The organism is Paracoccus sp. SCSIO 75233 (genome assembly GCF_027912675.1).
GTDB lineage: Bacteria > Pseudomonadota > Alphaproteobacteria > Rhodobacterales > Rhodobacteraceae > Paracoccus.
The window spans coordinates 2,647,389-2,660,420 of sequence record NZ_CP115757.1; the positions used below are offsets into that span (position 1 = coordinate 2,647,389).

The 13,032-nt window shown below is 62.9% G+C and carries 16 protein-coding genes and 1 tRNA gene; 12 read left to right on the plus strand and 5 right to left on the minus strand.

From position 1 onward, the window contains the following. Position 1: 1 nt before the first annotated feature. The 4 genes from PAF12_RS12880 to PAF12_RS12895 all read right to left on the minus strand — a co-directional run bounded on the left by PAF12_RS12880 (position 2) and on the right by PAF12_RS12895 (position 4,204). Complete coding sequence (locus PAF12_RS12880; RefSeq protein ID WP_271107369.1) at positions 2-793, minus strand: hypothetical protein; 792 nt, start codon at positions 791-793, stop codon at positions 2-4. Beyond that, on the minus strand, positions 790-2,271 hold the full coding sequence (locus tag PAF12_RS12885) for an NAD(P)-dependent oxidoreductase (protein WP_271109708.1): 1,482 nt from the start codon (positions 2,269-2,271) through the stop codon (positions 790-792). The genes PAF12_RS12880 and PAF12_RS12885 overlap by 4 nt, the downstream gene beginning before the upstream one ends. Positions 2,272-2,415: 144 nt before the next feature. Next, on the minus strand, positions 2,416-3,216 hold the full coding sequence (locus PAF12_RS12890; RefSeq protein WP_271107370.1) for an undecaprenyl-diphosphate phosphatase: 801 nt from the start codon (positions 3,214-3,216) through the stop codon (positions 2,416-2,418). Position 3,217: 1 nt separating this feature from the next. Continuing rightward, positions 3,218-4,204 carry a complex I NDUFA9 subunit family protein gene (locus PAF12_RS12895; RefSeq protein ID WP_271107371.1) on the minus strand — a complete coding sequence of 329 codons (987 nt, stop codon included), beginning with the start codon at positions 4,202-4,204 and terminating at the stop codon, positions 3,218-3,220. A gap of 161 nt (positions 4,205-4,365) precedes the next feature. Here PAF12_RS12895 and PAF12_RS12900 point away from each other — a divergent pair. From PAF12_RS12900 to PAF12_RS12945, 10 genes are all read left to right on the plus strand, one after another. Beyond that, positions 4,366-4,450: transfer RNA gene (locus PAF12_RS12900), tRNA-Leu, on the plus strand. Between the two features lie 160 nt (positions 4,451-4,610). Further along, positions 4,611-5,678 (plus strand): AbrB family transcriptional regulator, encoded by a 1,068-nt coding sequence (locus tag PAF12_RS12905; protein ID WP_271107372.1) that lies wholly within the window; start codon positions 4,611-4,613, stop codon positions 5,676-5,678. Between the two features lie 107 nt (positions 5,679-5,785). Continuing rightward, complete coding sequence (locus tag PAF12_RS12910) at positions 5,786-6,400, plus strand: ribonuclease D (protein ID WP_271107373.1); 615 nt, start codon at positions 5,786-5,788, stop codon at positions 6,398-6,400. A 9-nt stretch (positions 6,401-6,409) separates the two neighbouring features. Next, positions 6,410-7,354 (plus strand): SIS domain-containing protein, encoded by a 945-nt coding sequence (locus PAF12_RS12915; RefSeq protein ID WP_271107374.1) that lies wholly within the window; start codon positions 6,410-6,412, stop codon positions 7,352-7,354. Further along, complete coding sequence (locus PAF12_RS12920; protein ID WP_271107375.1) at positions 7,354-7,920, plus strand: hypothetical protein; 567 nt, start codon at positions 7,354-7,356, stop codon at positions 7,918-7,920. The genes PAF12_RS12915 and PAF12_RS12920 overlap by 1 nt, the downstream gene beginning before the upstream one ends. 16 nt (positions 7,921-7,936) lie before the next feature. Beyond that, positions 7,937-8,434: a lipopolysaccharide transport periplasmic protein LptA gene (gene lptA / locus PAF12_RS12925; RefSeq protein ID WP_271107376.1), complete on the plus strand. Its 498-nt coding sequence runs from the start codon at positions 7,937-7,939 to the stop codon at positions 8,432-8,434. After that, entirely contained in the window at positions 8,434-9,183 is a 750-nt protein-coding gene (lptB, locus tag PAF12_RS12930) for an LPS export ABC transporter ATP-binding protein (protein ID WP_271107377.1), read from the plus strand. The genes lptA and lptB overlap by 1 nt, the downstream gene beginning before the upstream one ends. 146 nt (positions 9,184-9,329) lie before the next feature. Further along, positions 9,330-9,908, plus strand: a complete 579-nt coding sequence (raiA, locus tag PAF12_RS12935) for a ribosome-associated translation inhibitor RaiA (RefSeq protein ID WP_271107378.1) — start codon at positions 9,330-9,332, stop codon at positions 9,906-9,908. A 63-nt stretch (positions 9,909-9,971) separates the two neighbouring features. Further along, entirely contained in the window at positions 9,972-10,436 is a 465-nt protein-coding gene (locus PAF12_RS12940) for a PTS sugar transporter subunit IIA (RefSeq protein WP_271107379.1), read from the plus strand. A gap of 57 nt (positions 10,437-10,493) precedes the next feature. Further along, positions 10,494-10,685 (plus strand): hypothetical protein, encoded by a 192-nt coding sequence (locus PAF12_RS12945; protein ID WP_271107380.1) that lies wholly within the window; start codon positions 10,494-10,496, stop codon positions 10,683-10,685. On the opposite strand, the gene mutY is transcribed toward PAF12_RS12945, so the two are convergent. Beyond that, positions 10,686-11,711, minus strand: coding sequence for an A/G-specific adenine glycosylase (gene mutY / locus PAF12_RS12950; protein ID WP_271107381.1), 1,026 nt, complete (start codon positions 11,709-11,711; stop codon positions 10,686-10,688). A gap of 84 nt (positions 11,712-11,795) precedes the next feature. On the opposite strand from mutY, the gene PAF12_RS12955 reads away from it, so the two are divergent. Further along, positions 11,796-12,320, plus strand: coding sequence for a DUF721 domain-containing protein (locus PAF12_RS12955; protein ID WP_271107382.1), 525 nt, complete (start codon positions 11,796-11,798; stop codon positions 12,318-12,320). Next, positions 12,317-13,030, plus strand: a complete 714-nt coding sequence (locus PAF12_RS12960; protein ID WP_271107383.1) for a DsbA family protein — start codon at positions 12,317-12,319, stop codon at positions 13,028-13,030. Before PAF12_RS12955 ends, PAF12_RS12960 begins: the two co-directional genes overlap by 4 nt. The last annotated feature ends 2 nt before the right edge of the window (positions 13,031-13,032 follow it).

Sequence of the window (13,032 nt, forward strand, 5' to 3'; positions counted from 1 at the left end):
TTCAGCCGTCATTCACGGGGCGGGACGCTGCCTGCACCATCTGCATGCTGCAATCGTAAAGCGGGGTGGTCGAACCGAAACCGGGGTCGCCCGGCATGGCAAAGCTGATCGGCGAATTGTCGACATCGCTGACCTCGCCGGTCCAGTCCGCCCAGGTCTCGATACCGCCGTAGAACCGGCCATGCTCACGGCTGATGAATTGCTGCCCCTTGGCATCGAAAAGCTGCTCGCCACCGGAACCGAAAATGCGCAGCCGGAATTCGGTCAGCTCCAGCTCGACGCCGTCGATCACCTGCGTCTCGCCGGTCAGCACGTCCTCACCGATATTGCGCAACCGCTGACCGCGATCGTCGAGCGTCCAGAAATCGAAATTGTCACGCCCGGTCTCGATCAGCGTCGCGAAAGAGGCGTGATCGGCTGCCAGCGGGACCAGCTTGTCAATGATGCCATTGGTAAGATCGCGGGTCTCCATCCAGCGCGTCTCCGCGTCGATCCGGGTCATCGAGACCGGCCCTTCCGCGTCGAAGGTGGTCGAGCGCTGATCGCCTGCCGGATCGGCGTCGCAGATATAATACTGCGTCACCCGGCAACCCCGGTTCTGAACCGTCATCGTCAGATCGCATCCGGCAGGCGGCGCGAAGACGGCGGATTGCGCGGGCAAAAGGGTCAGTATCAATGCCGTAATGGCGATCAGCCAGAAACCGGCGAATTTCCAGCCGTTAACCTCTCGGTGTACAGCCTGTATACGGGCTGTGTACGCGCGGTGTACGCCCTGTGCGCCGCGATATCTCATTCCGCCGCGACCGCTTCGCTGCCGGCAAGGAAAGCCGCGATGCTGTCCGCCGCCTCCCGCCCGTCACGGATCGCCCACACCACAAGCGAGGCACCGCGCACAATATCGCCAACCGCGAAAACCCCGTCCAGACTGGTCTGGTGGCTGCGGAAATCGGCCTTGATCGTCCCCCATCGGGTGACCTCCAGCCCGTCCACACCCCAGAGCCGCGGCAGCTCCTCCGGCTCGAAACCAAGCGCCTTGATGACCATATCCGCAGGCTCGTCGTAATCCGCGCCCTCGATCAGTTCCGGGCTTTGCCGCCCCGAAACATCGGGCTTGCCGAGCCGCATTTTCTGCACGCGAAGCGCAGCGATAGCTGCATGTTCGGCGTTGATATTGCTGTGCGGCCCGCTTTCGCCCTCAGCCGCGCCGACGAAAGCGCCGGGTGCCGAAAGCCAGACGAATTCGACGCCTTCCTCCTCCGCGTTCTGCACCTCACGCTGCGAGCCGGGCATATTCGCCCGGTCCCGGCGATAAAGACACTTCACCGATTCAGCACCCTGCCGGATCGCCGTGCGGACACAGTCCATCGCCGTGTCGCCGCCGCCGATAACCAGCACACGCTTGCCTTTCGCGTCCAGCTCGCCGTCGGCGTAATCGGGGATCTCATCCCCCAGATCGATCCGGTTCGACGCTGTCAGATAGTCGAGCGCGCGGATAACACCATGCGCATTCGCGTTGTCGAGATCCAGATCGCGGGTCTTGTAAACGCCGGTCGCGATCAGCACCGCATCGTGTTTTCCCCGGATCGCATCGAAGCTGATATCCTCGCCCACATTGGCGTTCAGCACGAATTCAACCCCGCCTTCCTCAAGCTGGCGATTGCGGCGCTCGACGATCTCCTTTTCCAGCTTGAAGCCCGGAATGCCGTAGATCATCAGCCCGCCCGCGCGGTCGTGGCGGTCATACACGGTGACCTGAAATCCCATCCGCCGCAGCCGGTCCGCCGCTGCCAGCCCGCCGGGACCGGCACCAATGATGCCGATGGATTCGCTGCGCTCCTGCACGGGCCGGATCGGCTGAACCCAGCCTTCCTCCCACGCGGTATCGGTGATGTATTTCTCGATCGCGCCAATCGTGACCGTGCCGTGGCCCGACTGCTCGATCACGCAATTCCCCTCGCACAGACGGTCCTGCGGGCAGATGCGACCGCAGATTTCCGGGAAAGTGTTGGTTTCCTGACTGCGCAGATAGGCTTCCTGCGTCCGCCCCTCGGCGGTCAGGCGCAGCCAGTCGGGGATATTGTTGTGCAGCGGGCAATGGCTCTGACAATAGGGCACGCCGCATTGGCTGCACCGGCTGGCCTGCTCCTTCGCCTTGGCGTCTGCGAATTCGCGGTAAATCTCGTGAAAATCATCGCTACGCTCGTCCGCCGCGCGTTTTTCGGGCATTTCGCGCCCGATATTGACGAATTTCAGCATTTTCTGCGTGGCCATATCGCTGCGCCCCCAAATATTACGCATTCCCCACTATACAAGGACGAACACGAATAAAAGGCAGCAAAGCTTACCTATTGGCGATATTTTATGCGGCGCTTCTGCCACCCTGCCCGCATTCTTGGGATATTAGGTCAGTAATCGTTACCCGCCGACCGCCAAGGCCAGCAAAACAAGGCTTCCGACGATAATGCGCCACCAGCCGAACAGGGCATATCCGTGGCGAGACACATAGCCGAGCAGCCAGCGCACAACGATGACCGCCGAGATAAAGGCGCAGATAAAACCGATGGCGATATTGCCGAAGGCCTCCGCATCCAGAATATCGCGATTCTTCATCAGGTCATAGGCAAATGCGCCCGCCATCGTCGGCATGGACAGGAAAAACGAGAACTCGGCGGCGGCCCGCTTGCCAACCCCCAGCAACATCGCCCCGACAATCGTCGCACCAGAGCGCGAGACGCCGGGAATCATCGCCAGACACTGAATGATGCCGATATAGAACGCCTTCTTCAGACCGATCTTCTCAGCCTCCATCACCGTCGGCGTCGGCGGGTTGCGGTCGACGATCAACAGGATAACCCCACCAATCACCAGCATCGTCGCAATCAGGGCTGGCGTTTCAAACAGCACCGTCTTGATGATGCCATGCGCCAGCACACCCACCACGACCGCTGGCAGAAACGCCAGCAGAACCGCGAGGATAAATCGCCGCGCCTCCGGGTCATGCGGCGCGGAGGAGAAAATCTGCCACAGCCGCGACGCATAGACACCCAGAATCGCCAGGATCGCGCCAAGCTGGATCAGCACTTCAAAGGCACGGCCGGGGCTTTCGAAACCGAGAAAATATCCGGCCAGCAAGACATGGCCGGTCGAGGAAACCGGAATGAACTCGGTCAGCCCTTCCAGCAGGCCGAGAAGGGCGGCAACAATCGTATTATCCATCTCAGCGCGGTCGCAGGTTCTTCGCCGAGGCGGTCATTTCCGCATATTGCCCGCTCGGCCGGAAACGCCAGAGATAGTCGTCCACCACGGCACCGGGCGAGGTCGGCACGATCCCCAGATCGGACAGGCCCCTTGCCCCTTCCGCGACAACATTGTCGCTGCGCAGCAGACGGACCTGATCGCGGGTCAGAATGCGGTTGGTGAACAGCCCGAAGGTGATCCAGGACGCAATATCCAGCGCGCCAGCCACAATGCCAGAGATCCAGAACGGCAGATTGACGATCGCACGACGGCGATAGATGGCGGCGAGCGTCTGCTCCACGATCTCCCGCAGCGTCATCACGTCGGGCCCGCCGAGTTCGTATATCCCGGCCTCAGCCTGCCCGAGCACCGCCTTTTCGGCGGCAGCAGCCACATCCTCGACATAGACCGGCTGCATCTTCGCGTCGCCGCCGGTGATCGGCATGATCGGCCCCCAGCCCGCCATCGCGGCGAAGCGGTCATAGATGCCGCCGTCCGGCCCGAAAATCACCGAAGGCCGCAGGATCACAGCCGCGAGGAAATGCTCCTGCACCGCCTGCTCCCCCTGTGCCTTGGTGGCGGCATAATCGCTTTCCGATGCGGCGTCGGCACCGATGGCGGAAATATGCACCATCCGCGCCACCCCGGTTTCCGAGGCGATGCGGGCGATGCGGCCCGCGCCCTCGGCCTGAACGGCATCGAACCGGTTCTTGCCTTCATTCACCAGAATGCCGACACAGTTCACCACAACCTCGGCATCCGCCATTGCGGCGCGGACGGACATATCGTCGCGGATATTGCATGGCACAGGCTCCACCTGACCGACGGCACCATAAGTGCGCACGAACAGCGCCTCGCTCGGGCGGCGGACGGCAACGCGGACGCGCCAGCCCTGCTTCGCCATCCGGCGCGCGATCTGACGCCCGACAAACCCCGACCCACCATAAATCGTAACGATTCTGGACATGATCTGCCCCTTTCCAAATGGCTGTTCCCCCGCTGATACCGCGCCCCGTAGAGGCGGGCAAGCACAGCCCGACAGCCAAGACCATGTGACCGGCCAAGTTTTTGCGAGAATCACGTTGACACCCACGCAACGGCGGACTAATCACCCGCCTCACGACACCTGCCCAGGTGGCGGAATTGGTAGACGCGCACGGTTCAGGTCCGTGTGCCGCAAGGCGTGGAAGTTCGAGTCTTCTCCTGGGCACCATTAAAGAGCGGCCTTTCCGAAGGCCGTTTTTTTATTTTCCGCACAAACGCTTTCCGCACGGTATCGCGGATCAGGGTTGTGATCTCAGCATGTATGTTCGATGTATGCATCTCGTATCACATCTGTAGTGCGCCGGTTTCGCGAGGACTGACCCCCGGAAATGCCTCGATCAGCAGTTTTCAGCGGCATCGCCACCCTCGGGATTGGCACGCTCGGGGGGCTTTGTTTCTTCTGGCTGAACCTGCCGCTGCCGTGGATTCTGGGCAGCCTTTCCGCGACGGCGCTGATCAGCCTGACGACAGAGTTCAGGCCTGCATTGCCAGCGGGATGGCGTAATGTCGCGCATATCATCATCGGCACGATGCTGGGGGCGGGCTTTACGCCAGAGGTCATTTCCGGCGCGGCCAACTGGGCGATCAGCATTCTGGCGATGCTGCTGTTGTCCGCGGTCTTTTTCGCGGTCAATTACTGGGCCTTCCGCCGCCTGGGCCGGATGGACCGGACGACAGCGCTGTTTGCGGCCATGCCGGGCGGGATGGCGGTAATGACGTTGCTGGCGGAAGAATATGGTGCGGATGCTGGGAAGGTCGCGCTGAGCCATATTTCGCGCGTCATGGTGCTGCTGATAACCGCGCCCTTCGTCATTCAGGCGATTTCCGGGATCGACGTGGCCGATGCCAATCAGGCGGCGTTCACGAATGCGGAGAGCATCATTCCCCGGCAACACGGGATACTCGCCCTTGCGGCAGTGCTGTCGTGGTTCGTGGCCAGACGTATCCCGATCCCCTCGGCCATGCTGCTGGTTCCGCTTTTCATCTCGGCGGCGCTGCATATGACCGGAACGATCTATGCCCATGTGCCGCCACATCTGTCCAACCTTGCCCAGATCGCCGTCGGTGCCAGTGTCGGAACCCGTTTCGGCGGATACCGGCTGCTGGATATTGTCCGGCATGGCTGGATGGGCGCAGTTGTCGCGGTCTTCATGGCCGCCGGTGCGTTGCTGGCCGCGCTCATCCTGGCGCCGTTGCTGGGTTACGGGTCGGCGGCGCTGTATATTTCCTACCTTCCCGGCGGCGCGCCCGAATTGAGCGTCGTGGCGCTTGCCCTGATGATCCAGCCGGCGATGGTCGCGGCCCATCACGTCATCAGGATCTTCGCGATTGTGCTGGCGCTTCCATTGGCCGCACGCATCGTCAAGCGACAGGATCGGCAAGGCCCTGATGGCTGAACGCCCACAGCCCGCCAGCGTCCCGCCAACGCGCCCGAAAGAGGACGGGCACAGGGGGCTGACGCGACCGGAAATGCGGCCTATAGAAAGCGCAAACGGGAGTTTTCATGGCCATTCATCTCTATCAGAACGATTTGCCCGATGGGCTGGATCTCGGCCCGGTGGTGGCCATCGACACGGAAACGATGGGGCTCGACCCGCGCCGCGACCGGCTTTGCGTCGTGCAGCTGTCATCGGGCGACGGAAATGCGCATCTTGTCCAGATTGCACAGGGGCAAAGCACGGCACCCAACCTGACACGGCTGCTGGCCGATCCGGGCGTCATCAAGCTGTTTCACTTCGGACGGTTCGACATCGCGGCGCTGTACAACGCGTTCGGCGTGCTGACGGCCCCGGTCTGGTGCACGAAAATCGCCTCCAAGCTGATCCGCACCTATACCGACCGGCACGGGCTGAAATATCTGCTGAGTTCGCTTCTGGATATCGACGTATCCAAGCAGCAGCAGACCTCCGACTGGGGCAGCGAGGTGCTGAGCGAGGCGCAACTGGAATATGCCGCGTCCGATGTGCTGTATCTGCACCAGCTCAAACATGCGCTGGAAGACCTGCTGATCCGCGAAGGGCGGCTGGAACTGGCGCAGAGCTGCTTCGACTTTCTGCCCACCCGTTCCCGGCTGGATCTGCTGGGCTGGGGGGATGACAACGACATCTATCATCACTAGATGCCAGCAATGAGCAGATATCTCGATACAGCCCGCCGCGTCATCGCCACCGAGAATGCGGGGCTTGCGGCGCTTTCCGACAGCCTTGGCGCGTCTTTCGATCAGGCGGTCGAGACGATCCTTGCGGCAACGGGGCGTGTTGTCGTCTCCGGCATGGGGAAATCCGGGCATATCGGGCGGAAAATTGCGGCCACGCTGGCCTCTACCGGGACGCCGGCGCAGTTCGTCCACCCGGCGGAGGCGAGCCACGGCGATCTGGGCATGGTGGCAAAGGGCGATGTGGCCATCGTGATTTCCAATTCCGGCGAGACACCTGAAATTGCCGACATCGTGGCCCATACGCGGCGTTTCGACATTCCGCTGATCGGCATTGCCAGCCGGGAGAATTCCACGCTGATCCGGCAAAGCGACGTGGCCCTGTTGCTGCCCACGGCAGAGGAAGCCTGCGGCAAGGGGATCGTGCCGACCACCTCGACCACGATGACGCTGGCGCTTGGCGATGCGCTCGCCGTTGCGTTGATGGAGCATCGCCGGTTCACACCGGAGCATTTCCGCACCTTCCATCCCGGCGGCAAGCTGGGCGCGCAGCTGTCGCGGGTCGGCGATCTGATGCACGAAGACATGCCGCTCGTCGCCGAGGACACGCCGATGACCGACGCGCTGCTGACCATCAGCCAGAAGGGCTATGGTGTGACCGGCGTGACCGGCGCGGACGGGCGTCTGGTCGGGATCATTACCGACGGTGACTTGCGGCGGCACATGGATGGGCTGCTGGACCGGCGGGCGGCGGATGTGATGACCGCCTCGCCCCGCACGATCCGCGCCGATCAGCTTGCCGAGGCAGCGCTCGCGGAGATGCAGTCGCGCAAGATCACCTGCCTGTTCGCCGTCGATGAAGGCGTGCCGCGCGGCATTCTGCATATCCATGACTGCCTGCGCGCCGGGATGGTCTGATGCGTTCGCGGCTGGTGGCATGGCTGCGCGTGGCGTTGCCGCTGGCGGCGCTGGCGATCCTGTCGACGCTGTTCCTGTTCGGCAGCAAACCGGACCCCGACAATGCGATTCCCTATGCCGAGGTCGATGCCGAGGAACTGGCCCGCGATCCGCGCATGACACGCCCGCAGTTTTCCGGCGTCACCGATAGCGGCTCGGAAATCACGCTGACTGCCAGCCGCGCCACGCCGGGCAGCACCGAACGGGCGGAGGCCGAATCGCTGCGTCTCACCTATCGCGCGCCGGACGGGATCGCTGCCGATCTGACCGCGCCGCGCGCGCAGGTCGAGGATACGCTGATCCGGCTGGAGGGTGGGGTCTACATGACCACCTCCGACGGATGGGCGCTGACCATGCCCAGCATCGACACCGATCTTGAGGCAGGCCGGCTGGAGGGCGGCAACGGGCTGACTGCCTTCGCCCCGATGGGCAGGCTGGATGCGGATAAGCTGTCGGTTGAACGCAACGCAGACGGCGAGCATGTTCTGAATTTAACCGGCAATGTTCGTCTGATATACGAACCCTGACCTTTCCCCGGAAGGAATGCAGATGCTCCGCGCCCTGAGACTAGCCCTTGCGATAACCGCCCTGCCCCTCATCACCTCCGCAGCGATGGCGCAGAGCGTCGCTTTCGGTGCCATGAAGGCCGATGTGTCCCTGCCGGTCGAGGTGGCGGCGGATAATTTCAGCATAAACCAGAGCACCGGCATGGCCGAGTTCTCCGGCAATGTGCTGATCGGTCAGGGCGAGATGAAGCTGTCCGCCGATCAGGTCGTGGTGGAATATGCCGAGGGTGGCGAGAGCCGTATCCGGAACCTGCGGGCGACCGGCAATGTCACGCTTGTCAACGGACCCGGCGCGGCGGAGGCGCAGGAGGCGGTCTACGAGGTTTCCACCGGCGATATCACGCTGATCGGGGATGTGTTGCTGACGCAGGGCGATAACGTCATGTCCGGCGAGCGGCTGACGGTCAATCTGGCCAATGGCACCGCGCAGGCCTCGGGCCGTGTGCGCACCGTCTTGCAGCCCGGAAGCAACTGATGCGCGGCGACGAGATCGGGCTGCATGAGGGGCTGTCGGTCCGCAATCTGCGCAAATCCTATCGCAAGCGGCTGGTCATCCGCGATATGTCGATGGATCTGGCACAGGGCGAGGTCGTGGCGCTGCTTGGCCCGAACGGGTCCGGCAAGACGACGTGTTTTTATTGCATCGCAGGCCTCGTCGCGCCCGATTCCGGTCAGGTCATGATCGATTCGCAAGATGCCACCGGCCTGCCGATGTATCGCCGCGCGCGCATGGGGATCGGCTATCTGCCGCAGGAAATGTCGATTTTCCGTGGTCTTTCGGTCGAGGATAATATCATGGCCGTGCTGGAAGTCACCGAACCCAGCCCCCATCACCGGCGGGAGCGGCTGGAGGAGTTGCTGGGCGAGTTTTCCATCGGTCATATCCGCAACGCCTCCGCGATGGCCCTGTCAGGCGGGGAGCGGCGGCGCGCGGAAATCGCCCGCTGTCTGGCGTCGGACCCGAAATATCTGCTGCTGGACGAACCCTTTGCCGGGGTCGATCCGATCGCCGTGAACGATATTCGCGGGCTGGTGCAGGACCTCAAGCAGCGCGGCATCGGGGTTCTGATCACCGATCACAATGTCCGCGAAACGCTGGGCATCGTGGATCGCGCCTATATCCTGCATGACGGGCATGTGCTGATGTCGGGCACGACAGATGACATCGTTGCCGACCCGCGTGTGCGTGAGGTTTATCTGGGCGACAGCTTCTCGCTCAACTGACGCTGCGTTGCGTGCGCGCCGGACAAATTGGGCGATTTCCGCTGCACCCGCATCGTTGACAGAAACGCGGCCCTCTTCCAGACTGAATCAGCCCGGTTTGGCCTCGCCCCGTTCAGGTGAGGGCCGGGCAAAGAAAGGAAAAAACAATGCGCTATCAGATCAGTGGTAAACAGATAGACGTGGGTGAGGCACTGACCCAGCATGTTCAGGATGAGCTGGGTGAAACGATCGGTAAATATTCCCAGAGGCCGACCGAAGCCATCGTCACCTTCTCCAAGAAGGCGCATATGCTGGTCTGCGATGCACTTGTTCATCTGTCCACTGGCTTGACCGTGCAGGCAAAAGGCGAGGCGAACGAAATTTACGCAGCGTTCGAGGCCGCGCGCGAGAAGATGGACAAGCAGCTTCGCCGTTACAAACGCAGGCTGAAAGATCATCACAAAGACCGTTCTTCCCCGGTTGAATACGGTGCGGCCGGGTTGTATGTCCTGCCCGCCGACGAGGAAGAGTGGGAATCACAGGACGAGACCGGCCTGCAACCCATTATCGTCGCAGAAATGGAATCGCGCGTGCCGACGCTTTCGGTTGGCGACGCAGTTATGCAAATGGAACTGGCGGGGGCACCCCTTTTGGTATTCCGTAACGAGAAACACGGGGGTGTGAATGTCGTGCACCGCCGCGATGACGGCAATATCGGCTGGATCGACCCGCGCAATATCAGGTAACCGCATCTGGCGGAATACTGTCCCGGATCAGGACGGTCCGGGGCAGTAAGAGGACGCGCAACAATGCAGATCAGCAACATCGTCAAACCTGCCGCCGTGAGGGCATTTCCGCAGGTTGGATCGAAGAAGCGACTATTTCAGGACATGGCGGAGCTTGCCGGGCAAGCCTACGGGGTCGACCCGAGCGTGACGCTCGACGCGTTGCAGGAACGCGAGAGCCTTGGCCCGACCGGCGTCGGCAACGGCGTCGCCCTGCCTCATGCGCGGCTGCACGGGCTGCCCTCGGTTGCGGGGGTTTTCGTAAAGCTGGAAAAACCGCTGGATTTCGACGCGGTCGACCGGCAGCCCGTCGATCTGGTCTTTGCCCTGCTGGCGCCCAAGGGCAGCGGCGTGGACCATCTGAAGGCACTTGCACTGGTGTCCCGGACGCTCAGGGACGCGGATCTGCGCGATAAGCTGCGGGCGAATAACGACGCGGCGGCGCTGCATGCCATTCTGTCCTCGGGTCCGGGGGTACAGGCGGCGTGATTTGGCGTTAAGCCGATTCGCCCCTATATTCGTCAGATACAGCAGGAGGACTGTTCAATGACGAAAACCTTGACCGATCACGAGCGCAGCACCGGTAATGGCCGCGTGCGTTCTTATGTGACGCAGGAACGGAAATCGGGCATCCACCCCTCAATTGCAGCGCTACACCGCCGCCCGCATGGCCGCGATGGCGATGACAGCCGCAAAACCAGCGAATACGCCCGGATCGAGCGCGGCCGCGAGACCTGATCAAGGCAGCGCCGTTTTCGCGCGTTTCCACACTTTCCGCATCAGCCCCGGCAGGTCGCTGGGGCTGAAATCGTTCAGATCGACCCATTCCTGTGCAGAACCCGTCCGCAATTGCTCGCCGATGCGCGCCACCCGCACCTCCATATCCAGCGAGAAATGGGTGAAGACATGGTTAACCGGATCGAGCCGCTGCCAATCCGCCTTCACCGGAGGGGCCGCCTCCGTCCCGTCCCAACCGGCTGACGGGAAAGCCAGCGTTCCGCCCAGCAGACCCTTTGGCGGGCGGCGTTCCAGCAGGATACGCTCCCCGCTCAGCACAACCCAGGCCACGCCCTCGCGCCGGGGCTTGGCGGGTTTCGCCGCACGGCGGGGCAGGTCTGCGGCGATCCCTTGGGCACGGGCGTCGCATTTCTGGACAAGCGGGCAGATCGCACAGGCCGGATTGCGCGGCGTGCAGATCGTCGCGCCGAGATCCATCATCGCCTGCGCGAAATCGCCGGGCCTCTGCTGCGGGGTCAGGGTCTCCGCCAGCTTCACAAGCTCGGGCTTGGCGGCGGGCAAGGGCGTCTGCACAGCAAAGAGGCGCGCGACCACCCGTTCGACATTGCCATCCACGACCGTTTCCGGCTGATCATAGGCAATCGCCGCAATCGCAGCCGAGGTGTAAGGGCCGATCCCCGGCAGCGCCTGCAGGCCCGCCCGCGTGGCAGGGAACGCCCCGCCCGAAGCCACCACCTGCCGCGCGCAGGCCAGCAGATTGCGGGCGCGGGCGTAGTAGCCAAGCCCGGCCCATTCCGCCATCACCTGCTCGTCACGCGCGGCGGCAAGATCGCCCACGCCGGGCCAGAGCGTCGTGAAACGCTCGTAATACGCCTTGACCGCTGCAACCGTCGTCTGCTGCAACATGATCTCTGACAGCCACACCCGATACGGATCGGCCCGCCCCTGCCCGGGCGGCACCCGCCACGGAAGCTGGCGCGCATGGCGGTCATACCAGGCCAGAAGCTCGGGCGCGATTTCACGCATGGTTCACGGTTTTTTTGATCTGGCTCACTGGCATCCCGGTCGCGGCTTGATACTATGCACATGTTTTTAACTGCGGAGCGCCGCATGTCACAGCCCCCTCGCAGATCGCGCGGGTTCCGGCAGGCCGCCAGCCTTGTCGCCGCACCGATCCGAAGCGCCGCCGAGGGGCGGGGTTTCGCCGTGGCGCGGTTGCTGACCCATTGGGAGGAAACCGTCGGGCCGGAAACCGCAGCCCGCGCGCGCCCGGTGAAGATATCGCATTCCCGTGGCAGCTTCGGCGCGACCCTGACCCTGCTGACGACCGGGGCCCATGCGCCGCTGCTGGAAATGCAGCTTCCCCAGATCCGTGACCGGGTGAACGCCTGTTACGGTTATAACGCCGTGTCCCGGGTCAAGCTGACCCAGACCGCGCCAACCGGCTTTGCGCAAGGTCACGCACAACTCGGACAGCCCCGTCAGGCACCATCCGCCCCGGACCCGGAAACCCGCCGTGCCGCCGCTGCCCTGGCCGCAGGAATAGACGACCCCGATCTGCAAGCCGCCCTGACGCGTCTGGCAGAGCTCAAACTGGCCCGCGAGGGCCGAAAAAACCGAAAGGCCTGTTTATGAGCTTCGAACTTCGTTACCTTCTGTCCGTCTCGATTTTCTCGGCGGCGCTCGCAATGCCCGCATTGGCGCAAGACAGCGCGGCGGAGGCAGACAATGCCGAAGCGCAGGCAACCGAAACCGCGCCGGCAGAAGCCGCCGAGGCGGAAGCCGTGGAGCCGGTGATCCTCGACGATCTGTTTCTGGGCGAAGAAACCGCGCCGCTGACGATCTATGAATATGCCAGCTTCACCTGCCCGCATTGCGCGAATTTCCATGTCGAGAGCTTTCCGAAGCTGAAGGCCGAATATATCGACACCGGCAAGGTCCGCTTTGCGCAGCGGGACGTGTATTTCGATCAGGTCGGGCTGTGGGCCGGTATCCTCGCCCGCTGTGAGGAGGACAAGTTCTACCCGATCGCCGACATGCTGCTCAGCGAGCAGAACGACTGGATGAGTGCCGCGAATGGCGAGGAGCTGGTCGGCTCACTGCGCAAGATCGGCGCGAAGGCGGGGATGACGCCCGAGCAGATCGATGCCTGCTGGGCCGATGAGACCCGCGTCGAAAACCTTGTCGCGACGTTCCAGAAAAACGCGACCGAAGACAATATCGAAGGCACCCCGACCTTCGTCATCGGTGGCGAGCTGGTCCAGAACCAGCCTTGGGAAGACCTCAAGGCCGTCATCGACGAGAAGCTGGCCGAGGCTGATACCGGCGAAGCTGCGGCGGAATAAAC